Source organism: Enterococcus pallens ATCC BAA-351 (assembly GCF_000407485.1).
Classification (GTDB): Bacteria; Bacillota; Bacilli; order Lactobacillales; family Enterococcaceae; genus Enterococcus_A; species Enterococcus_A pallens.
The window spans coordinates 726,797-751,909 of sequence record NZ_ASWD01000003.1; the positions used below are offsets into that span (position 1 = coordinate 726,797).

Annotated in this window: 28 protein-coding genes; 11 read left to right on the plus strand and 17 right to left on the minus strand. The window is 39.8% G+C overall.

The window, feature by feature from the left end:
* Window positions 1-41: 41 nt before the first annotated feature.
* Complete coding sequence (locus tag I588_RS16040; protein WP_010759812.1) at window positions 42-2,384, minus strand: ABC transporter ATP-binding protein/permease; 2,343 nt, start codon at window positions 2,382-2,384, stop codon at window positions 42-44.
* A 128-nt stretch (window positions 2,385-2,512) separates the two neighbouring features.
* Here I588_RS16040 and I588_RS16045 point away from each other — a divergent pair, with 128 nt between their 5' ends.
* The 3 genes from I588_RS16045 (at window position 2,513) to I588_RS16055 (ending at window position 4,605) form a co-directional block, all read left to right on the plus strand.
* Entirely contained in the window at window positions 2,513-3,184 is a 672-nt protein-coding gene (locus tag I588_RS16045) for a response regulator transcription factor (protein ID WP_010759813.1), read from the plus strand.
* The gene (locus I588_RS16050) at window positions 3,184-4,224 is read left to right on the plus strand and encodes a HAMP domain-containing sensor histidine kinase (protein ID WP_010759814.1); all 1,041 of its coding nucleotides are present in this window, start codon (window positions 3,184-3,186) and stop codon (window positions 4,222-4,224) included. Before I588_RS16045 ends, I588_RS16050 begins: the two co-directional genes overlap by 1 nt.
* An 81-nt stretch (window positions 4,225-4,305) precedes the next feature.
* Window positions 4,306-4,605 carry a hypothetical protein gene (locus I588_RS16055; RefSeq protein WP_010759815.1) on the plus strand — a complete coding sequence of 100 codons (300 nt, stop codon included), beginning with the start codon at window positions 4,306-4,308 and terminating at the stop codon, window positions 4,603-4,605.
* A 122-nt stretch (window positions 4,606-4,727) separates the two neighbouring features.
* Here the strand turns inward: I588_RS16055 and folP are convergent, their stop codons facing one another.
* The 5 genes from folP to folB form a co-directional block, all read right to left on the minus strand.
* Window positions 4,728-5,489 (minus strand): dihydropteroate synthase, encoded by a 762-nt coding sequence (gene folP, locus I588_RS16060; protein WP_010759816.1) that lies wholly within the window; start codon window positions 5,487-5,489, stop codon window positions 4,728-4,730.
* A gap of 20 nt (window positions 5,490-5,509) precedes the next feature.
* On the minus strand, window positions 5,510-6,106 hold the full coding sequence (locus tag I588_RS16065; protein WP_010759817.1) for a non-canonical purine NTP pyrophosphatase: 597 nt from the start codon (window positions 6,104-6,106) through the stop codon (window positions 5,510-5,512).
* A 139-nt stretch (window positions 6,107-6,245) separates the two neighbouring features.
* Window positions 6,246-6,809 (minus strand): GTP cyclohydrolase I FolE, encoded by a 564-nt coding sequence (gene folE / locus I588_RS16070; RefSeq protein ID WP_010759818.1) that lies wholly within the window; start codon window positions 6,807-6,809, stop codon window positions 6,246-6,248.
* Between the two features lie 5 nt (window positions 6,810-6,814).
* Complete coding sequence (folK, locus tag I588_RS16075) at window positions 6,815-7,303, minus strand: 2-amino-4-hydroxy-6-hydroxymethyldihydropteridine diphosphokinase (protein ID WP_010759819.1); 489 nt, start codon at window positions 7,301-7,303, stop codon at window positions 6,815-6,817.
* Entirely contained in the window at window positions 7,300-7,671 is a 372-nt protein-coding gene (gene folB / locus I588_RS16080; protein WP_010759820.1) for a dihydroneopterin aldolase, read from the minus strand. The genes folK and folB overlap by 4 nt, the downstream gene beginning before the upstream one ends.
* Window positions 7,672-8,061: 390 nt before the next feature.
* Between folB and I588_RS16085 the strand changes: the two genes are divergently transcribed.
* Entirely contained in the window at window positions 8,062-8,991 is a 930-nt protein-coding gene (locus I588_RS16085; protein ID WP_010759821.1) for a dihydroorotate oxidase, read from the plus strand.
* Window positions 8,992-9,078: 87 nt separating this feature from the next.
* On the opposite strand, the gene I588_RS16090 is transcribed toward I588_RS16085, so the two are convergent.
* The 3 genes from I588_RS16090 to I588_RS16100 all read right to left on the minus strand — a co-directional run bounded on the left by I588_RS16090 (window position 9,079) and on the right by I588_RS16100 (window position 11,033).
* Entirely contained in the window at window positions 9,079-9,732 is a 654-nt protein-coding gene (locus I588_RS16090) for a YfbR-like 5'-deoxynucleotidase (protein WP_010759822.1), read from the minus strand.
* Between the two features lie 235 nt (window positions 9,733-9,967).
* Window positions 9,968-10,285: an AzlD domain-containing protein gene (locus I588_RS16095; protein WP_010759823.1), complete on the minus strand. Its 318-nt coding sequence runs from the start codon at window positions 10,283-10,285 to the stop codon at window positions 9,968-9,970.
* Entirely contained in the window at window positions 10,278-11,033 is a 756-nt protein-coding gene (locus I588_RS16100; RefSeq protein WP_010759824.1) for an AzlC family ABC transporter permease, read from the minus strand. The genes I588_RS16095 and I588_RS16100 overlap by 8 nt, the downstream gene beginning before the upstream one ends.
* Before the next feature lie 389 nt (window positions 11,034-11,422).
* Between I588_RS16100 and I588_RS16105 the strand changes: the two genes are divergently transcribed.
* Complete coding sequence (locus I588_RS16105) at window positions 11,423-12,106, plus strand: YoaK family protein (protein WP_010759825.1); 684 nt, start codon at window positions 11,423-11,425, stop codon at window positions 12,104-12,106.
* 33 nt (window positions 12,107-12,139) lie between these two features.
* Here the strand turns inward: I588_RS16105 and I588_RS16110 are convergent, their stop codons facing one another.
* The 4 genes from I588_RS16110 to I588_RS16125 all read right to left on the minus strand — a co-directional run bounded on the left by I588_RS16110 (window position 12,140) and on the right by I588_RS16125 (window position 17,062).
* Entirely contained in the window at window positions 12,140-13,597 is a 1,458-nt protein-coding gene (locus I588_RS16110) for an aldehyde dehydrogenase family protein (RefSeq protein ID WP_010759826.1), read from the minus strand.
* Between the two features lie 124 nt (window positions 13,598-13,721).
* Window positions 13,722-14,543, minus strand: a complete 822-nt coding sequence (locus I588_RS16115; RefSeq protein ID WP_010759827.1) for a DUF4097 family beta strand repeat-containing protein — start codon at window positions 14,541-14,543, stop codon at window positions 13,722-13,724.
* Window positions 14,544-14,636: 93 nt separating this feature from the next.
* Window positions 14,637-15,593, minus strand: a complete 957-nt coding sequence (locus I588_RS16120) for an aromatic acid exporter family protein (protein WP_010759828.1) — start codon at window positions 15,591-15,593, stop codon at window positions 14,637-14,639.
* Between the two features lie 107 nt (window positions 15,594-15,700).
* Complete coding sequence (locus I588_RS16125) at window positions 15,701-17,062, minus strand: FAD-dependent oxidoreductase (RefSeq protein WP_245569610.1); 1,362 nt, start codon at window positions 17,060-17,062, stop codon at window positions 15,701-15,703.
* Between the two features lie 192 nt (window positions 17,063-17,254).
* Between I588_RS16125 and I588_RS16135 the strand changes: the two genes are divergently transcribed.
* Entirely contained in the window at window positions 17,255-17,716 is a 462-nt protein-coding gene (locus tag I588_RS16135) for a DUF441 domain-containing protein (protein WP_010759831.1), read from the plus strand.
* Window positions 17,717-17,820: 104 nt separating this feature from the next.
* Here I588_RS16135 and I588_RS16140 read toward each other — a convergent pair whose 3' ends face one another.
* The 3 genes from I588_RS16140 to I588_RS16150 all read right to left on the minus strand — a co-directional run bounded on the left by I588_RS16140 (window position 17,821) and on the right by I588_RS16150 (window position 19,704).
* Entirely contained in the window at window positions 17,821-18,771 is a 951-nt protein-coding gene (locus I588_RS16140) for a zinc-binding dehydrogenase (protein ID WP_010759832.1), read from the minus strand.
* A 380-nt stretch (window positions 18,772-19,151) separates the two neighbouring features.
* Window positions 19,152-19,412, minus strand: coding sequence for a type II toxin-antitoxin system RelE/ParE family toxin (locus I588_RS28220; RefSeq protein ID WP_071879658.1), 261 nt, complete (start codon window positions 19,410-19,412; stop codon window positions 19,152-19,154).
* A gap of 58 nt (window positions 19,413-19,470) precedes the next feature.
* Complete coding sequence (locus I588_RS16150; protein ID WP_010759834.1) at window positions 19,471-19,704, minus strand: type II toxin-antitoxin system prevent-host-death family antitoxin; 234 nt, start codon at window positions 19,702-19,704, stop codon at window positions 19,471-19,473.
* Window positions 19,705-19,844: 140 nt separating this feature from the next.
* On the opposite strand from I588_RS16150, the gene I588_RS16155 reads away from it, so the two are divergent.
* The 5 genes from I588_RS16155 to I588_RS16175 all read left to right on the plus strand — a co-directional run bounded on the left by I588_RS16155 (window position 19,845) and on the right by I588_RS16175 (window position 24,109).
* On the plus strand, window positions 19,845-21,587 hold the full coding sequence (locus tag I588_RS16155) for an ABC1 kinase family protein (protein ID WP_010759835.1): 1,743 nt from the start codon (window positions 19,845-19,847) through the stop codon (window positions 21,585-21,587).
* Between the two features lie 128 nt (window positions 21,588-21,715).
* Window positions 21,716-22,609, plus strand: a complete 894-nt coding sequence (locus I588_RS16160; protein ID WP_010759836.1) for an SDR family oxidoreductase — start codon at window positions 21,716-21,718, stop codon at window positions 22,607-22,609.
* 189 nt (window positions 22,610-22,798) lie between these two features.
* Complete coding sequence (gene amaP, locus I588_RS16165) at window positions 22,799-23,377, plus strand: alkaline shock response membrane anchor protein AmaP (RefSeq protein ID WP_010759837.1); 579 nt, start codon at window positions 22,799-22,801, stop codon at window positions 23,375-23,377.
* A gap of 12 nt (window positions 23,378-23,389) precedes the next feature.
* The gene (locus tag I588_RS16170; protein WP_010759838.1) at window positions 23,390-23,578 is read left to right on the plus strand and encodes a DUF2273 domain-containing protein; all 189 of its coding nucleotides are present in this window, start codon (window positions 23,390-23,392) and stop codon (window positions 23,576-23,578) included.
* Window positions 23,579-23,590: 12 nt separating this feature from the next.
* Window positions 23,591-24,109, plus strand: coding sequence for an Asp23/Gls24 family envelope stress response protein (locus I588_RS16175; RefSeq protein ID WP_010759839.1), 519 nt, complete (start codon window positions 23,591-23,593; stop codon window positions 24,107-24,109).
* Window positions 24,110-24,143: 34 nt separating this feature from the next.
* Here I588_RS16175 and I588_RS16180 read toward each other — a convergent pair whose 3' ends face one another.
* Window positions 24,144-25,103, minus strand: a complete 960-nt coding sequence (locus I588_RS16180) for a P1 family peptidase (RefSeq protein WP_010759840.1) — start codon at window positions 25,101-25,103, stop codon at window positions 24,144-24,146.
* Between the last annotated feature and the right edge of the window lie 10 nt (window positions 25,104-25,113).

The following is a 25,113-nucleotide window of genomic DNA, read 5'->3' on the forward strand; positions in this document are numbered from 1 at the left end:
AAAAAATCAGTACCCTGTGAAAGGTACTGATTTTTTGTATTCTATTCTGCTCGTAAAGCAATTGCTGCGTCTTTCTTAGCAGCCATTCGTGCTGGAATATGTCCACCGATCATCGTCAATACTGTTGATACAAGAATTAAGACGATCCCGTGAACTGGATTTAATTGCGCAACATTTTCCAAATCAGTCATATTATACAAAACCAGATTGATTGGGAAAGTTGCCAGCCAAGCAAGCACCACACCCAAGGTTCCCGAAGCCAACCCTAAAATACAGGTTTCTGCATCGAACACGCGAGTGATATCTTTCTTCCGAGCTCCTAAGGCCTTCAAAACACCAATTTCTTTGGTCCGTTCAATTACTGAAGTATAAGTAATTATCCCGATCATGATCATGCTGGTTACTAGTGAAATACCTGCAAAGGCTATCAGCACATAAGTGATAGCGTCCATCAGACCACCGGTTAACTCAGTCATCGTTCCTGCCAAATCTTGGTAGATGATGCGGTCTTCTTTAGACTTGCCTTCGTTGTATTTGTCCAAGTAATCCAAAATCGCTTCTTTGTCCTTAAAGTTATTTGGATAAATCATAATACTGTATGGAATGCTGTCGCCGCCAAGGTAAGCTAAGGTGCTTTCCTTTGTGCTGTCATCTAAAGGTTCATTAGTCATTACATTGGTACTGCTGTCACGTTGGGCTGCAACAATTGCGGAGTCTTTGTTTTCGTCAACAATTTTCTGCGTCAATTCGTTACTATAGGCAATCCCTGGAGCTAATAGATTCATCGTTGAATCTTTCTTCACCCGCAGCACGCCGGAAATCTTCATTTCTTCATTGTTGGTATTATTGTAAATGTCATTGTAATCGTTATTTGGTACAAAATTCCCCGTTGGCAGTTCAGTATAGTAGTCGTTGTTATGAACGAGCTTAAAGGTAGTGCCAACTATTTGGTCGAAGTTTATTTTCTCGCCATCCTTGACCTCAAAGCCAAGATTTTTCAAGGAATTGATGTTGGTACTATTGTTACCATCAACAATTAAGACAACATCTGTTGGGTCTTTTGGATACGCACCGTTTAACAGATCGTAATTTTCTTCTAAAAAGCTTTCGTTGCCTTCTTTCAATTGTTTAGGGAAAGAAGAAACGCCAACACCCGTCATATTTGCCATGGCATTAGTCATGCCTGCACTGGCGCTATCAGAAGCATCGTTGGACAGCTTCACTGGTTCAATTTTACCATCTACATCACGCAGCAAATTCATGCCAACTAAACGAGTAAAACCGATGTTGTTGCTTAAATCAGGACTAATGTTTTCAATGTAGTCGACATATTCTTGATCGATTTTATTGGTATGCTGCGAGCGATCCTGGTCGCTGATTTTCGCCGTTACCGTATCCGTTTTTGGAAATTTTCCATCATCGGTCCCTAAAGCATCCTCTTGTCTCCCACTGCGATCTGCTGCAACTTGGGAAATCGTAATCGGGAATTTCGCCATGGTTTCTGATTGAGTCTGGTCAATTTGTGTCTGGAAACCACTGGAAAGCGACAAGACAATTCCTATACTGATAATCCCAATACTAGAAGCAAAAGCAGTTAAGAAGGTTCGTCCTTTTTTAGTTCGCAGGTTGTTAAAGGACAGCTTCAACGCTGTCATGAATTTCATTTTAGTCCGCTTCAAATTAAATTGATCCGGTTTTGGTCGTTCCTGATGGGGATGTGAATCACTTAAAATCTTCCCATCAGAAAAACGAATAATCCGATCAGCATATTCATCGGCTAAAGCTGGATTATGAGTTACCATAATCACTAGTTTCTCTTTGGAAAGTTCCTGAATAAGATTCATAATTTGCACGCTGGTTTCGGTATCTAAGGCTCCAGTCGGCTCATCACAGAGTAAAATATCTGGATCATTGGCTAATGCTCGGGCGATTGCGACCCGCTGCATTTGTCCACCAGATAACTGATTCGGCTTTTTATGCATGTGGTCCGCTAAGCCTACACGCCGCAGCGCGTCCTCAGCCTTTTGAGTTTTTTCTTCTTTTGGTACACCACTTAAGGTCATACCAAGCTCAACATTATCGATAATTCCTAAATGACTAATCAGATTATAGCTTTGGAAAACAAAGCCGATGGAATTATTCCGATAGGCATCCCAATCCGCATCCTTAAAGGTCTTAGTTGATTTCCCGTTAATCACCATGTCCCCAGTATCGTAATTATCCAAACCACCGATTACATTTAACAGTGTCGTTTTCCCGGAACCACTAGCTCCTAAAATCGCGACAAATTCTTGACGGCGAAAAGCAACGGATACGCCATCCAAGGCCTTGGTAGTTGTGTCCCCAACATGGTAATATTTCTTTATATCTTTTAATTCTAACATGGATTCATCCCTTTATTTTTTAATTTGAAATGAAGATACCAGAGCTTTATTAACTCAAGATGAACAAACTTCACATACAGTTCACAGCATTCAGCTACTATTATTATGCAAAAAGGAGGCGTTGGCAAATGAACCACTTACTGATTGTAGAAGACGATGAAAACTTATTGTTTCTTTATCAATCGATTTTAGAGCAAAACGATTTTGTCGTATTTCTAGCAACGAACGGTGTTGAGGCGCTTGAAATTTTAGATAAACAGCACATTGATTTAATGATTACTGATATCATGATGCCGGATATGGACGGGTATGAATTAACGCAAGACTTAAGAGAGGCTGGCTTCCAGCTGCCTATCCTGATGATTACTGCGAAAAATACCTTTCAAGATAAAAAGAAAGGCTTTGGTATGGGGATCGATGATTATATGGTAAAACCCATTGATCTCAATGAGATGGTTCTACGAGTTGAAGCCTTATTGCGACGTGCACAAATCGTCCATAATAAACAGCTGACTGTTGGACAAACAACCCTCGATCAAGCAAGCTACCAGGTGATTATTCAAGAGGAAGCTGAAACTTTGCCGCAAAAAGAATTTTTATTATTGTATAAGCTCTTAGCCTACCCCAATAAAATTTTTACTCGCCGGCAACTGATGGATGAAATTTGGGGCTTGGATTCTGACAGTGATGAACGAACCATCGATGTTCACATCAAACGACTACGGCAGAAATTTCAAGAAAATCCCGATTTTTCGATTGAAACCATTCGCGGTTTAGGCTATAAGGCGGTGATTTTATAATGTTGAAGAAGCTGCACTCTTCCTTATGGGTGTATTTTACCTGCATTATTTTTCTAATTATGGTACTCTTGTTAGGTTTCTTTGTAACCTCCATGCTTGTGCTTAATCGCTTTGACATTTTAAGTACCAAACAGGAGCAGCATATCTTTCCTTTAGCGATCATTTCACTCCTGAGTCTAATGATTGGTTTAGGCGTGTCCGCTTTTGTCAGCAAACGAATTCTTCATCCTATCGCCAGTCTCCGGCAGGCCATGACCCAGGTTGCCAAAGGGGATCTGACGGTGCAACTAACCGAGGATCAAAAGGTTGAGGATGTAGAGCAGCTCTATCATGATTTTAACGTGATGGTAAAAGAATTAAGCAGCATTGAGACCCTGCGCAATGACTTCGTTTCGACCGTTTCTCATGAGTTCAAGACACCAGTCGCCACTATTCGGGGGTATGTACAGCTGCTGCAGAATGAACACCTGAAGCCAGAACAGCAGAAAATCTATTTGGAGCGCATGCTGGACGGAACTCAGCAATTGTCTCAGCTGACTGATAACGTCTTACGCTTAACTAAGCTGGAAAGCCAAAGTATTCAATTTGTAAAAGAAGCCTTTCCATTGGACGAACAAATTCGTGAAGTCATATTGTTCCTGCAGCCGAAATGGGAAGCACAGCAGCTGCAGTTAGATATTGATCTTGAAGAAGCCAGCTATGAAGGCAACGAAGAGCTGCTCTATCAAGTATGGCTAAACCTGCTGGATAACGCCATCAAATACAGTCCATCAGAAAGTTTACTTACGGTTACTTTAAGGAAGCTTGAAGGCGGATTGGAGATCGCCATCTGTGATGAAGGATTAGGCATGAACCCTGAAGAAAGTCAGCGCATCTTTGACAAATTTTACCAAGCCGATACTAGTCGGAAAACAAAAGGCAACGGATTGGGATTAGCGCTGGTAAAACAAATTATTCATTTGCATCATGGCAGCATCAACGTAACGACTCAAACAGGACAAGGCAGCCATTTTATCATTTATTTACCAAATCCTAGGTAAATCCCAAGAAAAAATGACCAAATCGTTCACAGTTAATTCACGAACGACAGTTATTCTATATACATGGAGAGGATGATTTAAATGAGCCAGGAAACTAGATCCATTTATTTTATCGAAGAAACGCAAAGTATTGAAGGCGCCTATGTCGAAGTTCAAACGTTGTATGTAGCAGATAATGAAGAAGATGCCAAAAAGGCTTATGAAGATATGTTAAAACAAAGCAAACGTAAATCTTTCGGACTACTATTGAATGAATATGTCATTAAAGCAGATCAAAGTTATTTCATGCAGCTAATGCGGGCTTGGAAAAAACTGCCTTCTGATTTTTACCGCAAAATGCAAGTTCTAACGTATCGCCCATTAGCTGAATACCAAGGATAAGACTAAAAATGAACACACTAAACTCTGTTGATTCTGAGCTTAGTGTGTTCATTTTTCTATTCTTCAAGCTGCCTGCCAGCAAAGCATTACTGCTCTGCTTAAGGGATATCGGATAGAACTTTTTATTCATTTGATAATTTTTGCCAAACTCTCAGGGCATCCTTCATTCCTTTTACTTGATGAATACGAATAATATCAACTCCTTGAACTGCAGCATACAAACTGGCAGTAACAGAAGCATAATCTCTCTCTAATGGCTGATTTTCATCCACTAAGTGAGCGATTGTACGTTTTCTAGACACGCCATAAAGCAAGGGAAATTCCTTATAGCGATACTTTGCGGGATTTTTTAAAATATCAATATTCTCTTCAAGCGACTTGCCAAAACCGATTCCCGGGTCAAAACAAATCCTTTCTTTCTTGATTCCCGCAGCCATACAGGCTTGATATTTTTCTTCATAAAAATTTTGCAACTCTTCTGCTAACGACCAGCCGGCTTTTCTAGGACGAGAATGCATCAGGATCACATCTGCTTGCGAATATTTCTGAGCTACCTCAAGCATGCCCGCCATATCAAATCCCCGCACATCATTTAGAATTGTTGCGCCGTTTGCTAATGCGTAATCAGCAACCTTTGGAAAATACGTATCAATTGAAAGGGGAATATCACTTTTTTGGCGAATTGCTTTAATCACCGGAGCAATTCGCTGAATTTCTTCTTCCGGAGAAACCTCCTGATATCCTGGCCTAGTTGATTGTCCACCGATATCTAAAATATCTGCTCCCTCTTGAATTAAATTGAACGCATGATGAACAGCTTTTTCAGGTTGATAGAATTTCCCACCATCGGAAAATGAATCGGGAGTTACATTAACAATTCCCATTATCTTGACATCCCTCAATTTCAATCTGCTCCCATCGATAAGATTTGATCTACCATTTCACGTAAAGCCCTTACTCGCGGACTATAATTATTTCTTTCTTCCAGCGGTAATTGTGCCAATGTTTTCCCAATAGTCGGTAAGTAGAAGCATCGGTCAAAGCCATAGCCTTCTGTCCCCATTTCCTCAACTGTTAACTCTCCCGTCAAGGATTTCTCAACGATTAATGTCTGACCATTCGGCATGGCATACGCTAGTGTTGAAAACAATGAAACTCTTCGATCGGTTTCTTTTGCCATTAAATCAAACAATTGTTGATTCTTTTCATGATCATCCAGACCTTTTTTAAAAAAACGGGCTGTTTTAACGCCCAATAGCTGAGGAAACGCTGCTAAAACTAACCCACCATCATCAACAAGAACCGCTTCGTTTAAGGATAGGGAAAAATTTTGGGCTTTTTGTACAGCATTCATCTTAAAGCTGGTTCCCGTTTCAATAAAGTCTAGCTTTTGATTTCTTATTTCTGTATAAGGGATTAACTTCACCTTATCTGTACTTAAGCTGTCCTGCATTTCTTTTAATTTTCCTTGATTGTTTGTCCCTATGATAATTTTCAACATAAGTTTATTCTCAGACATTCACAACATCTGTTTTAGGAAAGAAAAATCATCCGTACGATCAAAGTCCTTCCTAAGTGAATGCTCCTTTTTCTTTTTATTTACACGCAAAGATAAAAGCTGGAGTTGCAGGCTTCATTACCTAATTATTGATAGCTGCTAAGAAATCCCTTTTCCATTCGCGATCTTCCTTAAAAATCCCTGTATAATGAAATGTCTTTGTTGAACTGTGAGGTGTTTTAACTCCTCGCATCGTCATACACATATGCTCAGCCTCAATTGATACTGCTACGCCTTTAACTGGCACGTGCTTTACTAGCTGATCGGCAATTAGTACAGTCAAGTTTTCTTGCACACTAGGACGTTTGGTACAGTAATCAACTAAGCGTGGTAATTTACTTAACCCTAATACTTTATCGCCCTCTGGAACATAAGCTATATGCACCTTGCCAAAAAATGGCAAAAGATGATGTTCACACATGGAGTAAAATTGAATATCTTTCACTACTACCATATCGTCATCATTGCCGCTAGCAAATAATGTATAATCATCAAACTCCGGTTCGTTTAATGAGCTAAAAACTTCCCCATACATTTTTGCGACACGTTTAGGGGTATCGATTAACCCCTCTCGCTCAGGATCCTCACCTATCGCTTCCAAAATTTGCTTAACTGCCGCTTCGATTTTTTGTTGTTGAAAAGCCATTTCTACTACCAACTTTCTTTACTTGTCCATACATCTTCTTTATTACCTGTTTGATCAATTAAATGATCAATTGTCTGTCCAAATAGGAGGGGCTGCGTGTATACATCCTTTAATGGAATTAGAACGAAAGAACGTTTTTCAATTTCTGGATGAGGAATTGTCAAGCGCTCAGAAGAAAGCGTGAGACCTTCCATTAATAGAATGTCAATATCAATTGTTCTAGGGCCCCAATGAATCAAACGTTCCCTCCCTAATCTTTTTTCAATCTGTTGGGTCTGATTGAGTAATTCTAAAGGCTCCAGGCTGGTATCTATCTTTATTACTGCGTTTAAGTAGTTATCCTGTGGAACGTCCCCATATGGAGCTGTTTCATAAATAAATGATTTTTCTAATACCTTGATTCCTGTTGTCTGATCTAAATAATCAATTGCTTTTCTTAAATAGCCGATTCTATCCTCTATATTGCTTCCAAGAGCTAGGTAACTGATCGTCATTTCTTATTAAACTCTCTTTCCATCTCAATTTCGATATTATCAAAAATACCTGGCATCGGAACGCTGTATTTTCGGATTCTAACCAATGCTTTTTGTAATTTTGCAGCATGCAGATGCTCAATATCATCTAGAATTGCTGAAGCTGCAGATTCAATTAAATTAAAAGACTCGTTTTCTAGTCTTTCTGCTATTTGATTATTTACTTCTGCATAATTGACAGTGTCCGCAACATTGTCGGTTTTTCCAGCTTTGGTTAAATCCAAGGTTAATTCAACATCTACTTCTAGTTGTTGCCCAAGAATACGTTCCTCCTTCAGAACGCCATTTTTTGTATAAAACTTAAGGTTGTTGATACGAATTTTTCCCATTAGTTTCCTCCTGAAAAGTAAGTTTTTTAAAGCTATTTAGTTGGTATTCATTAAAATCGTTACCTTGCCTTTCTTTCAAAAGACCCTTGGAACACCAAGTTATCTGTTAAAGGCAGGCTTTACCAATTTTCACCTCTAAAATCACGCTATTTCAAACAATATAATAATTATTCGGGTCTATTTATACTAGCCCCTTATATAACTTATGAATAGTACAATAACTTATTTTGCACTGCCTGTATAGACAAAAATTTCATTATTTGTTCTATGAACTTTCAAAGACAGCTTTAAGCATATTCTTATTGGACGAAATGATCCGCTTTGTGCTACCATCTCAATTGAGAACAATTCTCAATTATCAATAAATTGAATACGTTAGGAGATTCTGCTATGTTAACGACCGATTTTCTGGACTATCGCTTCAACAATCCACTCATGAATGCTTCTGGTGTTTATTGTACGACAACAACTGAATTAGATGAATTACACGATTCCTCTGCAGGCACCCTAATCACCAAAAGTGCGACCATTCATCCCAGATCGGGTAATTCCGAACCACGCTATGTTGATGTTCCCTTAGGAAGTATCAATTCAATGGGGCTTCCTAACAACGGTTTAGACTATTACTTGGACTATGCACTAGCCTATCAAGAAAACAATCAAAGACCTTTATTCTTTTCAGTAGCTGGAATGAGTGCAAAAGAAATTATTCAGATACTAAGGAAAATTGAATCTAGCTCTTTTAACGGCATTGTTGAACTGAACCTTTCTTGTCCTAATGTACCTGGAAAACCACAGATAGCATATGATTTTCCTTTGACTCAACAATTATTAACAGAGGTATTTCATTTCTTTACCAAACCTATTGGGATAAAACTACCACCTTTTTTCGATATTGCTCATTTTGACCAAATGGCGGAAATTCTAAATCAGTTTCCTTTGGCTTATGTTAATTCAATTAACAGCATCGGAAATGGATTATATATCGATTCTGAAAAGGAATCAGTCGTAATCAAACCAAAGGATGGGTTTGGAGGAATAGGCGGAGAATATATTAAGCCTACTGCTCTGGCCAATGTTCGTGCGTTTTATACCCGGTTGAATCCGCAAATCAAGATTATTGGAACCGGCGGAATTTATTCCGGTCAAGATGTATTTGAACACCTGTTATGCGGAGCTCAGCTAGTTCAAATTGGAACGGCACTGCATACCGAAGGCCCGAAAATTTTTGATCGTTTAATCAATGAATTAACTACTATTATGGATTCAAAAGGCTATCAAACAATCGATGAATTTCGTGGCAAATTAAAAAGTCTTTAACGACAAACGATTTTCTGAGAATATTTTAAACAGGGACTGGTTCATTTGGACCAATCCCTGTTTCGTTTTGTCCGCTAATAAAAGCGTCTATTTTATATCCTGTTTAGGATAGCATTCCAGAATTCTTTTAATCTCTTTTTGGAAGCTTTCTTTACCATAAAAGTCTTCTTCAATTAATTCTGGAAAAATATCACTAAAAAAATAGTCTACACTTGCAAGGTGATCCATTTTTTTAACCGTTATCATCGCTTCAAAAAACATTTCCTTAAAAACCGTATCTGGATTTGATTTTGCAATCTCTTCATAGGATTCATAGAGTAAATCAATCTTATCCGCAATGGATAAAATCTGTCCCTCTAGGCTATCGTCTTTTCCTTCAGCAAATCTTCTAAAGTAGTTTTCTTGAAACTCTAGAGGTATTTCTTGCTCAATAAAAGATTTTGCCATACTCGCTTCTACATCAGCCAGCATCTCACGCAAATTTTTATTGGCATATTTAACAGGTGTCTTAATATCCCCAATAAACCTTTCTGTATAATCATGGTTCAAGCTTTTTTCATACAAGCTCCTCCAGTTCACTGTATTTCCGTGAACTTCTTCTATATCGCCAAGAGTTTGAGCAATCATTGCTACACGAAACGAATGGGCTGCCACTGTGTGTTCAGTAAATTTGAAAAAACCTGGTGCTCTTCGAATCTTTTCTAAATTCGACAAGCCCAATAAAAATGCATTCAATCCCATCTCTTTTCCCCCTTTTGTTATTTTCATCTATATTGAGAATATGTCGAAAAGCCGGACACAGTTCTCAAGTAAAAAGTTTACCACACTTTTTTCGTTGATTATCTTACAGTATTGTCATGACCCTGATACAGGCAGATTTTCTGCACCTGACTCCCTTTTTTCTAATGAAATATCTTATCATTTAACCACTCTCTTTACAGAGCAACAAAAAAACGCCTGCTGTTTAAGCGGCGTCTTACACTAACGATAATAGAAAAACCGCTGCTAAACCAGCGATTACTGACCAGGCCATCGAGCGAGTTTTGTAAGCAACTCCAGCCACCAAAAGCATAGCCAGAATTCGAATATTGCCACCTATCTCAAAATGCTCGTGGCTGATAAAAACATCTTTAAACACCAACGCCGCAAAGAGCGAAATTGGAACAAATTTCATCCATTCACTAAACCATTCCGGTACCTTCCGCTGTGAGAAATACAGCATCGGGATCACACGAGGAATATACGAAGCCACGAATAAACTTAAAATCAACAGAACTAAATAAAGATTACTCATGATGAACCTCCTCACCGTTTACAGAAAAAAGATCGTCCTCATCCTTGTTCGCTGAAGTCCCACGAATCTTTTTATCTATTATAAAACCTGTCAGTGAAGCAAGCACCGTTGCTAAAATTAACCCAAAGGTATTTTTCAACAGCAGCATAAACACGACAGCCAATACTCCTGAAAACAAGCCTGTCAACAGCAGCAGCTTGTTTTTCACTTGCATCACAAACATAAAAATAAACATCGAAGTTAAAGCAAAATGCACCAGCTCTGTATCTACTTGGATGAACGAACCGAAAACACTGCCTAATACCGTACTAATCACCCAAGAAGCTTGAGAGAACCAATTCACCATAATCGCCCGAGTGCGATTCCAGGTTTTGTCGGTAGAGTACTTTAAGTAATTCACTGCATAATTTTCATCATTCATTGATTGTGAAAACAAAGCTAAAAATCCCCGCTGTTCTTGCTTGAAGAAGTGTGACAAGCTGGAACCTAATAAGGCATAGCGTAATTCCAGAAACAATACCATCAAAACAATCGAGGTAAACGAAGCGTGAACCGCTAACAATGAGACCACCAAAAACTGCGCACCTCCTGAAAATACCACTAAAGACAGCAGTGCGGTTAAAAGAGGACTAAACCCTACTTGCTGCAGCAGCATCCCGCAGGCCAACCCTACCGGAATATAGCTGAAACAAAGGGGCATGACGGCTTGAAGTGCTTCTTGCCAGTCTGTCCGATTTTTTAAAGACATCAGAATCTTTTCCTTCCAATTTCAAGAATAAAAAGCATACCCATTTTAACACAATTTCTGAAAAAAGATAGAGAACTTTGCTAAGCTTAATTACTTGAAAAACCTCCATCTTCGTTCGGAATTTTTTGCTTTTGGAACCACGAAAAGCGGCTATTTAAAGCGTTTTTCAGATACTGCTGAAATCAGCTGCTTTTGGATTGATAAAGGTTCGGTATTTCCTGAAATCCACTTCTTTCATTCGATAACTATTTTAGGTCATACTGGAAAATGCTCTTGCCATTTTTAAAAAAATCGTCCTGTTTTTCAGTCAATTCCTTCTAGTCGATTAATTTTTTACCCATTTTCTGAAACAATGTGCTACGATAGTTTCAGAAAAGAGATGAGCACCCGTGAATTCAAGTTTTCATGAACATCGCTCCGTCGGTTTAATTTTGACTTTTATTGGCGGCGTGATGGACAGCTACACCTACATCCGCTACGAAGCCTTTGCCTCGGCCCAGACTGGAAATTTAATTTTAGCCATTATTCAGGCCTTTGATCATCAATGGGCTTCTGTCGGCAAGAAGCTGCTTTCTACCCTGTTTTTCTTTTTAGGTATTTTACTAGCAAAATATTTAATTGATTACTTCCGGGAAAAGGGACTGCACTTTTGGCGACTGTTTTTATTGTATTTTGAAGCCTTGGTATTTTTCGTAATAAGTTTGCAGTGGTTAGAGCCGCATCCTTCTGCAATCACAGTGATTATTGCCTTCACCGCTGCGATTCAATGGATTGCCTTTGATAAAATTAATGGCTTAACCTACACCAATTTGTTCACAACAGGCAATCTTAAGGGGGTTGCTACAAATTTTTACGACTATCTGAAAACTAAAGATGACAAAGCCAAACAGCAGTTTTTCCACTTTTTATGGGTGGTGTTGGCATTTTTGGCTGGCGTGGTGGTTTCCGTCTTTAGCTATGATTATCTAGGCAGACAAACGATTTTGCTGGTATCGGTGTTGTTTCTATACCTGGCCGTTACTCAAAGCTATCAAATCTGGCGGTTTCATAAAGAGGTTTACACGACAAAATAAGAGCTGTCAGCCGACAGCTCTTATTTCTATATTTTAAAATGGATACTGTCCTTTGCCAGACTGGGTTGTCACCCACTGAACACGTGTGAATTCTTCCAGTACCCACTCACCGTTAAAGCGGCCAATACCGGAATTTTTCTCTCCGCCAAATGGTGCATTAGGCTGATCATCGACAGTTAAGCCATTAATATGGCACATTCCTGCTTCAATTTGGTTTGCTAACAAGCGACCCTTGTTCAGATCCTTTGTGAACAATGCGCTGGATAACCCATACTCTGTATCATTAGCAGCTTCGATGGCTGCTTCGGTATCCTTAACCTTAAGGATTGGCAGCACAGGACCAAAAATTTCTTGATGGAAAATTTCTAGTGCCGGATCTTCTGAGATTAGAATAGACGGCTCAACTACTCGGCCTTCTACTCCGCCTTCAATTAAAAATTCAGCGCCTGCTGCTTTTGCTTTTTTCACGATTTCTTGGATCTGATCCGTTTGCTTCTGATTAATAATCGGACCTATTACCGTTTCATCCTTAGCCGGATCACCTACAGCTAATTCTTTTACCCGAGCGACAACTTTTTCCACAAATTCATCGAAAACAGACGCGACAACAATTGCCCGATTGGCTGCCATACAAATCTGGCCAGAATGCATAAATTTACTTACGACTAATGCTTGAGCTGCTTCTTCCAAATCCGCATCCTCCAGCACGATAAATGGTGAATTTCCACCCAGTTCTAAAGCGACCTGTTTAATTTTCTTTCCGCTCACGGCATGACTGGCAATGTTTTTCCCAACTGCCGTTGAGCCGGTAAACGAGATAAAGCTTGGTATTGGATGCTCCACAAAGTAGTCACCGATTTCACTGCCGCTGCCAACTGTTACGTTGACTAGCCCTTCAGGTACGCCTGCCTCCGCAAAAAACTTCGCTGGCAACAGGCCGCCAGTTACTGGACTATCGCTAGCAGGTTTAATTACTACACCATTGCCGGCTGCTAAAGCTGGCGCTAACGAACGCATCGTTAAATGAAACGGGAAATTCCACGGACTGATAATTCCAATGACCCCTAGTGGTCGATGGGTTACAAAGCTTTCTTCCCCTGGTTTATTTGTAGGCAGAATTTTCCCTTCTGATCGCATGGGGAACGTCGCTGCCTCACGAGTGATTCCTTGGGCTAAGCTTGCCTCTAAGCCAGCTTTAACTTTGGTTGCCCCACCTTCTTTAATCAACCACTTTATAATTTCAGCTTGGTGCTCCTCCATCAGATCCGCTGCTTTTTCAATAATTGCGCTGCGTTCTTGGGGCGTTTTTTCCATCCATACCTTTTGCGCCTTCTTGGCAGCTTGATAGGCTGTATCAACATCATCAGTATTGGCTCCTTGAATCGTCACGATCGTTTCCTGTGTGTACGGGTTCTTATCCTCATTCACATGGTCGCTGTCGTTGCCTGTTTGCCATTTTCCTGCAATAAACTGTTTATCAAATTTCTCCATCTATTCTCCACCTTCCTTCTACTCATCATAGAATACGGTTTCATGAATGACAAAGAATCGGCTCAGCACCATCCGGGATTCTGCACAAAAAAACGAGCCGCATCAGCGCCCCGTTTTCTTCATCTTATTCACTAAATTTAACTGTAATATCTCCATTTGAGGTATTTAAATCCAATACTTTTTCACCAGAACTTTCTGAATTTCTTAGAGTATTTTCTCCATTTGAGGTATCAGAATTAATTTCAAAATCAGCTTGTTTGCCAAGAATGTAGCCCTGGATACTCGCATTGCTGCTGTCAGCTGTTAATTCACTGCCGACTTTTACATTATCAAATTTAAGATTGCCATTGCTGGTTTCTAATAGGATATATTCACCATCTAAACGATCTGCTTCCAACTTGCTGTTGCTAGTAATGAATTCTCCGTCATTAAAGGTTAAATCAGACAAGGTCATCTTGCCATTACTGGTTTCTGCCTCAATCGTACCACTAACCTTCAGCTTAGATAAATCAATTTCACTGTTCGAGGTTTCGATGTCCGCATAATCTACCGAAAGGTTTTTAACTGAGACATTGGCATTGCTGGTTTCTAAATCTAAGGTTTCCAGCTGTTCTTTCGGAACTTCAACAACGACTTCTCCTCGATCATTACCAAAGCTGAACCAAGAAGAAATAAAGAACCAGTCGTCTTTACGTTCAAGTGACAGTACCCCACCACGTTCATTCAGGCGATATTTGTTGTTTCTAGATTCTTTGTATTCTATAGTAGCTCTATTGTCATTGGTTCCTACAACAGTCACTGGTGTATTTTTGTCATCGATAACAATACTTTCAACCGCTGCCTCTGCATGATACGTTTTATTTGTCTGACGATTATGGAAAAACATACTCGACATACTTACAATTGCTAACCCAACCAATATTAACCCTACCGCTATTTTTTTCATTATAAACTCCTCCTATTTCCTTCTCCTTTATAGTAAAGGAAACAAGGAAGGCTTGCCTTGGTCATAAGACTGATTTTGCCTAGGACTTATCGCTTACCTTTGAATCTCCCGATAAAACCCAGCTTTTATCTCAATAAAATCCTGGAATAATTGGAACAAATGAAACAACATCGCCCGATTTTCAAAAGCTTCTCGATTTTCCGGTAATTCTTTGGCCCGGTAGCGTTGATACGTCTCTTCGATCTTTTTCAAAATCTCTTGTCCATCATTATCTTCAGCCAATGTTTGCGAAGTAAAAGTAAACAATTCATGCAATTCTTGAACCTCACTTTCTGAAGCATTCAAATGGACCAGGACCTGCAGCATGTCGGACAAAGTCTTCACCTGCAACCGTCGCATAGCAAAATATTCAAAATAATAGCTGTTGGGCGACCATAAGCGATTCTCTTCAAAGTTCAAGGCTCGCTTTTGCGCCTGCTTCACAAAGTCTGCCAGTGAAAGACACTCTTCCAGCAACACTTCTTCTCCAGCATTTTGGTTTAGAGAATCCGACATCTTAGCCAGCAGCTTCTTCATCATTACTTCTACTACCTGCTGGTCCTCTTTAATTTTCTTTTCGGTATTTGGCATATAAATATTGGCAATTAAGGCACAACCAACTCCGACAATCATCAGCAAATATTCATTCAAAATCAGGGAAGGTGCCAAGCTTTCACTGGCTAAAAAATGGGTAATCAGGACTGAGCTGACTGAGATTCCTTCTGCTACCTTTAATCGCACGGATAAGGGAATAAACAAAAGTAAATACAACCCAAAGGCAAAGGCATTGAAACCAAAAAGTGAAAAAAATAAAGCTGCAATCGCTGTTGCTAAAGTCAATGATACTACACGATTCCACGCAGTTTTTGCCGTAGATCGTTTTGTATTTGTCACACTCAGTACCGTGATAATCGCCGCAGCAGTCGCACTTTCTAATCCTAATAAATTGGCAATCATTAAAGCAATCGGAGCCGCGATGGCTGTTTTTATCGTTCGCAAGCCGATCTTCATTTTTTCACTCCTCATCGAAAAAGCTTTATGTAAGCTAACTAATTTTAAGTATTGGCATTCAAGCCTCATAAAAAAGGCTACACTATCCAGTGCAGCCTGTAAACCTCTTATGCTTTGTTTTCTTGTTGCAAGGCCTTTAAGCCTGCCATTCCCAACAGATTCCATGGTGTATCAAACTCTGGCTGGAAGAAGAAATCGGCATACGCCAGTTGTTCTACCGTAAAGTGCGTTTGAATAGCAATGGAAATCGCATTAATGTTCGCCGTTAAATCTTCCTTCGACATGATTTGGGCGCCTAGAATTTCCAGATTTTCTGGATTGTATACTAGTTTGAACATCATCCGAGTTTTTAAGTTTTGTGGCACAAAATCCATTAAAGTATCTTGATCCAAGAAAACAGATTTTGTTTTAATCTCTAGTTTGCTGGCCATTTGGTCATTCAAACCAGTTGAAGCAAATTTATAATCAAAAACACGTAAAGCAGAAGATCCTTGAACGCCAGGGAACGGGTATTTAGCTTCTTCTAAATTGCGAACAGCATAACGACCTTGACGACGAGCATTGGTTGCCAATGAAATATTAACTGAAGTGTTACCAGGATTGTATTGGATTAGCGTTGCATCTCCAACAGCAAATACATCTGGTTCACTAGTACGCATATATTCATCCGTCTTAATCATGCCGCTTGGCAATAATTCAACGGCATCCTTCAACCAAGCAGTATTTGGTCGGACACCGGCAGACATTACAACCATGTCAGCTGGATATTCACCTTTGTCAGTCACTACTTTAGTCACTTTGCCATTGTCATCGCCAACAAATTCGACGACTGATTCACCCATTGCCAGCTTGATGCCATGATCAACCATTTCGGTTTCCAATACATCGGTAAACTGTTTATCCAGATAAACGCCTAATGGACGATCGATAATATCCACTAAGGTAACCTTTTTACCAGCTACGGCAAATGCTTCAGCCGCTTCGATTCCGATATAGCCAACGCCGATAACCACAACGTTTTCAATAGCTGGATCAACAGACAACATTTTTAAATCAATAGTGTCTTGACGACCGCGCATTGTTTTGATGTTGCCTAAATCTTTGCCTGGCACAGGTAAGATAAATGGATTGGCTCCGGGACTCAAAATCAATTTGTCATAGCTTTCTACCCGTGTTTCCCCTGTAACATGGTTCAACACTTCAACTTGGTGTTTGTCAGGTTCTACTTTAGTAATTTCAGTGTTTGTGAAAACGCGGACCCCGCGTTGTTCCATCTCTTCAGCAGTCGCATAGCGAATTGAATTCACATCTTTAACGACTCCTTCAAGATACATTTGCGTGCCTCACCCCATAAATGAGATAAAGTCGCCCTTTTCATACCACTGAATTTCCGCATCAGGCTGCGTCAATAACAGTTCTTCGACCGCTTCATAGCCGCCGTGTGAAGATCCTAATACAATAACCTTCATGTATATCCCTCCTAAGTTTCTTTTGTACAGAACTGTACATACTAATTCTACGCTATTTTTACTCAAAAGAGGAGGAATAAGCCTTGATTATTGACAATTATTCTTAATTGATATTTTTTCAAAATTCTAAGATTCTAGTCGCACTTTCACTGATTTTCTTGTATAGTAAATTCAGATAAGGAGTGGATTACTTTGGAAAGCTGGTTATTTCTTGGCATTATTTTATTGGTGGCCCTTCTAGCAAAAAATCAAAGCTTACTGATTGCCACACTAGCCGTGCTGGCGTTGAAATTGCTGCCGCAATCAGACAAAATATTGACAACCTTGAACCAAAAAGGTATTAACTGGGGAGTTACCCTGATTTCAGCCACGATTCTTGTGCCGATTGCTACAGGAGACATTGTTTTAAAGGATTTATTGAATACCTTAAAATCCCCCCTAGGCTGGGTAGCGACCATTTGCGGCATTCTAGTCGCAATTTTATCCGCTCGCGGTGTCGGCTTGATTGCTTCATCTCCTGAAGTCACCGTTGCTTTAGTTTTCGGGACGATTGTCGGTGTCGTTTTCTTGAAAGGCGTAGCCGCTGGACCAGTAATTGCTGCTGGGATTACTTACTGTATCATGCAGGCCATTCAAATGTTTGCCGCAAAATAAAAAGTAGCAGGACAATAATCCATCAGATTTTGTCCTGCTAACGTTTATAGTTGGCTATTCAAAAAATACCATTGTAAGAACTAGCCGTATTAATCAAGTCATCTTTACGGTTGTAATAGAATCTTTCCAACACTTTTACCCGATTCTAAAAATTCATGTGCTTCTTTCCCCTTAGACAGAGCGAAAATTGTAGGCTCACTGATCTGGATTCTTCCCTCTCTAAAATACTCAAACAGTCGATTACTTCTTTTAATGCGCTCTTGAGAACTACTCAGGTAATCCCACAAATCTCCAGTTACTATACTTTTAGATTGAGACAGCAATTTAACAAAATCAATGCTAGGAGGATTCCCTCCAGCCATACCAAAGAAAACTACTTTTCCTTTATTTTTAATTAGGTTGATACTATCCAGCAGTGTGATGCCCACCCCATCATAGACGGTATCAAAGAAAGATAAGTACTCTTCCTCCCAATTTGAATTTCTTAAAAATACTTTTTTTGCTCCTTGATTCAAGGCTAAACGCTGTTTTTCCTGAGTTGATGTAATTCCATAAACATTGAGACCATCCGCAGTCAACATCTGTGACAAAATTTGTCCTACACCACCGCTTATTCCATGTACAAAAACATTGTTATTCGCATGTCCATTACCCAAATCGTGTGCCAAAAAATCTGCCGTTAAGCCTTGCAGCCCAATGCTTGCTACCAACTTAGCATCCATGTCATCAGGAACTCTTATGGCATTTTCCTCTGGAACAGCTACTAGCGTTGCGTTTGAAAAAGGAACATCGACAAAAAGTACCTTATCCCCAAGTTTGTAGTCGCTGACGGAGCGTCCTAGACCAACAACAGTTCCAACTCCTTCATACCCATTTATATATGGGGTGCGTTCTTCGATATGATAGGTGCCTTTTCTTCTGTAAATATCTGCGTAATTTAGCCCAATATAATTCATTTCTACTAATAGTTCATTTTCACAAATTATTGGGTCTGGTAATTCTCCATATTCTAAAACGTCAGAACTGCCAAACTCGTTAAAAAATAAAGCCTTCATGTCCAATTCGTCTCCTATCAATTAGATAATAGTTTATTGATAAAACTTCTAATATCGTATCATAGTCTATCCGAAAATAGTAATCTCATCAGAATTAGCTTCTGCTGCGCCTTATACATTTAGATTCGCTCACATTTCCTTCTAGTGCAGGATTTTTATATATTCCGATTGGTGTTTTGGAATCAGTAGCAGCAATTAACTGAATGACCACTTCCAGCATGTTGCTTTCATATGTTTTTCCTTTAAAGCAATCGTTTGAAAGCAGCCTTCGTTTTTTAGACCCCCAAGCAGCATATCTACAATGCCGAATTATTTTACGTTTCCTTGATGGATAGCGAAATAAAGAAGTTGGCGAAAAATATCACCAACTTCTTTATATTTTAATGAATAAATCCATCAAATTTCTCTATATACTCTTCAGTCACTGAAAATAATCTCAAGAGTGTCACTGTATTCGAATTTTCATCAATCGAGTAGAAGAGTACATTTTTCTCGAGAGGTAAATACCTATATCCTTGAAAGGTAAACATCAAATCTGAAGCATCCTTACCCTTTTTTGGAAAAGTTCCTAGTGTATCAAAGGTATCGAAAAGTTGGCTAATCACCCTCTTTGAACGATCCTCAGAAAATTCATTTTCCAAATAAAACTAAGTTGGGCCAACTCTGACATTAACTTGTTTGTCAAAACAACCGCATAGCTCATAGACCAAATTTCTTTCTGGCTTCAGATAGGTTGACCACGCCGCTCTTTTCTGCTTGCTTTAATTTTTCAACAATCTCTATGCTTGCTTTCAGACAATCGTACTCTTCAATAGTAATAACTGCATACATTCCACGGCCATTTTTAGTTAGAAATACTGGTTGATCATTCGTAACTTCCTCAAGCAGCTTATTATAATTTCGTAAATCTGACACAGGTTTAATATTCGGCATTCGTCTCAACCCCTTAAAGTAATTGTAGCATTTTTTTACGATTAATTTACAGCACCTTCACCATCGCAACCTATCTTTGTGTCTTCCTGCATTTTCTTGTAAGATAGACGTAACCAAAAACCTCACGAGGAGGGATAACGATGGTCGGATCAGGAAGAACCGCACGTTTAAGGCAAATCATCAAGGTTGCCAATAAATATAAATTGATTAAAAATATCACGCAGCAAACCCATCCAGAAGAAGTGCGGGAGGCCTTCGAAGAATTAGGTCCCACCTTCATTAAAGTCGGACAAATGATGTCGGTGCGAAACGATATCTTCACTCTTGACTTTACTAAAGAACTACGCAGACTGCAGGATAATGTCAAAACAGATGACTTTGCTGAGGTGAAGCAGCTGGTGGAGAGCGAACTGGGACTGCCTGTAGAGGAATTATTTAACTCCTTTGATGAGCAGCCCTTTGCCTCAGCCTCTATTGCACAAGCCCATCACGCTACTTTGAAAAATGATGAGCAAGTGGTAGTAAAGGTTCAGCACCCTGGCATCGACAAAGAAATCGAAACCGATCTTTTACTGTTTGAAAAAGCCTTGCCATTGGCCAGCTGGGTGCCAGAAAGCAATGTTGTTGATCTTAAGAGTATTTTGAAGGAAATACGTGAATCATTATCCAATGAGCTGGATTTTCGCAAGGAGCTGGAGCATGCTGAGCGCTTCTATCAACTGAATAATCGCTGGAAGGAAGTCCGCTCGCCGCGAATGATCGACAGCTATTCCACTAAAAAAGTACTGACGATGGAATTCATGCCCGGAAATAATCTGCGAGAGCTGGTAAACTCACCAGAAGATGAGATTGCTTATGGTGACATCACCAATCAGGAATTCAAAGAAATGATCAGTTCATTACTAATTGATCATTTCATGAAGCAGGTCTTTGAGGATGGCTTTTTCCACGCCGATCCTCATACTGGCAACATGCTGCTGCAGTTTTTGACAGAGGAAGAAAACCAGCAGGATCAGGAGCCTAACAATGCGCGCTACGATGGAAAAATTGGTCCCTTCCCCTTCAGCTTTGATTTTTCAACCACAGAACCACTGCGGCCATTTCGCTTAAACTTTATCGATTTCGGTATGATGGGTGAAATCACGAAAGAAATGCAGCTGAAAATGAGCAATGTGATTATTGCCATTTATAGTAAGGATACTCAGCGAATCGCGAATGCTGTCTTGGCCATCTGTAAGCAGACCGGCCCCTTTTCAGAGCAGCGCTTCAATGAAGAGCTGGATGATTTTCTGAAGCGCTATTTAAATATGCCAGTCAAGGAAATCGACATTCAGAAGGTTTTCTCACAGGTGGTAGTAATTTGTCACAACAACAATCTGCAAATTGATGATTCCATTACTATGCTGATTAAAGCTTTTGGCACCTTGGAAGGAGTTATCGAGGAGCTGAATCCTGAGCTTTCGTTATTTGAAGTCATCGCACCGTTTGCCCAAAAGTACTTCTTTGAACAATTTGATTTTAAAGAGGAATTGCGGCAAACAGGCTTGGATTATCTTGGTTCGATTAAAGCCGTTCCTAAGCTGCCCAGTCAGTCGTTGGCAGTGCTGGAAACCTTTAACAAAGGCAAAGCTAAGCTGAACTTAGAGTTTAAAAATCAGCATATTTTACTGGAAAGAGCCGAAGCAATGGTCAATCGATTAGTGATTGGACTGATTCTTTCAGCACTGGTGATTGGCTCTTCCCTACTGGTACAAACCGCTCCCCGAGGAGGCACCTTCATCTCCAATTTAGGGATATTCGGTTATGGTGTTGCGGCGATTTCAATTCTCTTTTTAGTTGTAGAAAGTCTCTACCGTCGTTATAAAAAATGGCGGGAAAAATAATTTTTTTGCACGAACGAACCTCCAGTTCTTCGTGCGTTTTTTTGCTTAAATTAAAATACACAAGCACAATACTTTGTTATTTTTGAACTTCTCGATAGACTGAAATTACATGAAGGAGGAGTTTATTTATGACAGAACCTATTTTAAAAGATCCAAGAAAAATGTACCGTCAAGAAGGTTTCGCTAAGCAAGACCAAGAAACGCCTGCTCAAGAAGAATACATGCGTGAAAAACCCGATTGTGGCGAAGACAGCTACAAGGGGAACCACAAATTAGAAAACCGTCGAGTGCTTATTACTGGTGCCGACTCAGGAATTGGCCGAGCAGCAGCCATCGCTTATGCTCGCGAAGGTGCAGACGTGGCCTTCCAATACTTGCCAGGTGAAGAGGAAGATGCTAAAGAAGTAGCTAAGTATATTGAAGATGCCGGTCGTAAAGCTGTTTTATTAGCTTATGATTTACGGGATGAATCCGCACCAAAAGAAATCGTCCAACGTGCAGTCGAAGAATTAGGCGGATTGGACACAATGGTAATGAATTCTGCCCAACAGATTTCATGGCCTTCCATCGAAGAATTGCCTATGGAACAGGTAAGAGATACTTACACCGTGAATATTATTTCGATGTTCGCTTTGGTTAAGGAAGCCCTGCCGCATTTACCGGCTGGAAGTTCAATCATTACAACAACATCCGTTCAAGCATTCAATCCAAGTCCTCATTTATTGGATTATGCAACAACAAAATCAGCCATTGCTAACTTTACTGTTGGTTTGGCCCAACAATTAGCAGAAAAAGGGATTCGCGTGAACGGTGTAGCTCCTGGTCCAATTTGGACGCCTCTGCAATTAGATCAAGGTCAACCTAAAGATGCTTTGCCAGAATTCGGTCAAGACTCTTTACTAGAACGTGCTGGTCAGCCTGCTGAACTTGCACCAGTCTATGTGTTCTTAGCTTCTAATGATGCCAGCTACGTGACTGCTCAAATTTATGGAGTAACCGGCGGCGAACCAATTAATTTGTAAAAAATATTTTTTTTAAAGAGATCAAAACGGCAAAAACGCCGTCCTGATCTCTTTTCTATACACAAAATCCATCTTTAGTCAATAGTTTTTTTAAATTATAAGGCATATCATTTTACTTTGTTCGCGGTTTATTTTACCATCATATTGTAAACAAATTAATTAATCTGACGAAAGTTAAGGAGGGTTGTTATGAACAAGGGTCTAAAGTCTTTGCTGATAATCATATCGCTAATTTTGCTATCCGTTTTTCTATCAATTGTTGTTATTAATTCACATATTGTGAATATTCCAATGCAATTGGGGCCAGCGAGATATTTCACATTGACAAACTACATCGCCCAACAATATTTATTCTGGGTTGGCGCTGTTTTAGCCATCTTGATGGTTTTAGCGATCTTGGTCATTATCTTTTACCCTAAAACAACTGGCAAATTTACCTTGAAGGATAATCACGGAAAATTATCTTTAGATAAACGTGCTATTGAGGGCTATGTTCGTACCAGCATCAACCAAGGGGGCTTCATGAACTCTCCAAAGGTTAATGTAAAGGCAACGAATAATAAGATAAAAGTCAAGGTTAAAGGTAACTTAAAACGTACCTCATCAATAATTGGCAAAATGGATCTTTGGGCAGCACAAATGCAAGACGAACTTATGCGTGTGCTCGGTCCAAATGAAAAAGTAGTCGTAGATGTTAAATATGTCGGCTTTGAAGAAGATCAAAAGCAACGAGAAAAAGCATCATCAGATCAGTCACGAGTAGAATAAGGAGGGGAAACGATGCAAGAGTATATTACTAAAGACAAGTTGCCCCTTATTTTCGGGGTGATCGGTTTTATCTTGGCGGTATTGTTCTTTACAGTAGGCTTCTTTAAAACCATTTTATTAATTATTATTACTGGAATCGGTGTCGCTGTCGGAAAATATTTGAAAGACAACGGCGTATTAGACAATTATATAAAAAAATAGGGGGAATTTACCATGGAAAACAAAACACCAATGACTAACAATACACAAGCACCAGCAGCTAACACAAACGTTCGAGGAGAATTAACTTACGAAGATAAAGTAATTCAAAAAATTATCGGCATTGCTTTAGAAAATATCGACGGTCTATTAACTGTAGACGGCGGCTTCTTCTCTAACATCAAAGACAAATTGGTTAACAGCGATGATGTAACTGCTGGAATCAACACTGAAGTTGGTAAGAAGCAAGTAGCAGTTGATATGGATATCGTTGCCGAATATGGTAAAGACATTGAAAAAATTTACGACGAAATGAAAGGCTTAATCATTGAAGAAGTGAAGAAAATGACTCACTTAGACGTGGTTGAAGTGAACGTAAACGTTGTAGACATTAAAACTCGTGCTGAATACCAAGACGAAAGTGAAACTGTTCAAGACAAAGTAAGCAATGCTGCTGAATCAACTGGTAAATTTGCTTCTCGTCAAACAGATAAAGCACGCAACGCAATGGAATCAGAACCACGCGTTCAATAATCTACCTGCTCAAAAAGCTGATCTGAAATTCAGATCAGCTTTTTTTTGCGTAATAATCTTTATAAGACAAGTAATCACCATAAGTTTCAGCCTGCTTTACCCCATCCAAAATCGCTTGCCGAACTGCCTCAACTGTCAAAATTGACACTGCTTCAAAGGTTGCGTTGACCTGATTGGCACAGAGGACAAACATTGTATCACCATCAAAGGTTGTATGAGCGGGACGAACAGCTCGAGCAATCCCATTATGACTAATATCAGCTAATTTATTAACCTTGGCTTTCGGTAAGGTTGCATTGGTCATCACACAGCCAATCACCGTATTCCCGGAATACATATCCCGCAAATCCTGATACCGATTCAAAAATATGGCCTCCGAACAGCCAATTTTTTGCCCATCACGAGCTCCAGCTAAATAGATCTGCTGCTGTTCGTCGTAAATATCACCAACCGCATTGACTGCCACAACAGCTGATACAAACAATTCTCCATGTCGGATAGTACAGCTGCCAATGCCACCCTTCATAGCATTCTCAAGGCCATTAATATTTCCCACGCTTGCCCCTGTTCCAGCCCCAAAATTCCCAGCTAAAAAAGGTTCATTGCTAAACGCTGCCTCGCAAGCTCGATACCCAAAGCTGCTGTCTGCACGAACATCCTGTCTGCCCATCCCTAAATCAAACAAACTAGCCCCACTAACATTCGGTACCACACCAATTCCGACATCTCGACCGATTTGGTGTTCCTCCAAATAGTTCACTACCCCATCGCTGGCTGATAAGCCAAAGGCACTGCCGCCTGATAAAGTTATCCCATGAACCAGCTTTCGATTATTTTCTGACTTCAAGGCATCTGTATCTCGGGTATTAGGTGAACCGCCACGTACACAAACACCACCAGTAGCTCCTGCTTCAGCTAAAATCACCGTACAGCCAGTCATTGCTTCTGTATCGGTATAATGCCCCACTTTAAAATAGCGTTGTACCTCTTCCATGCTCTCCCTG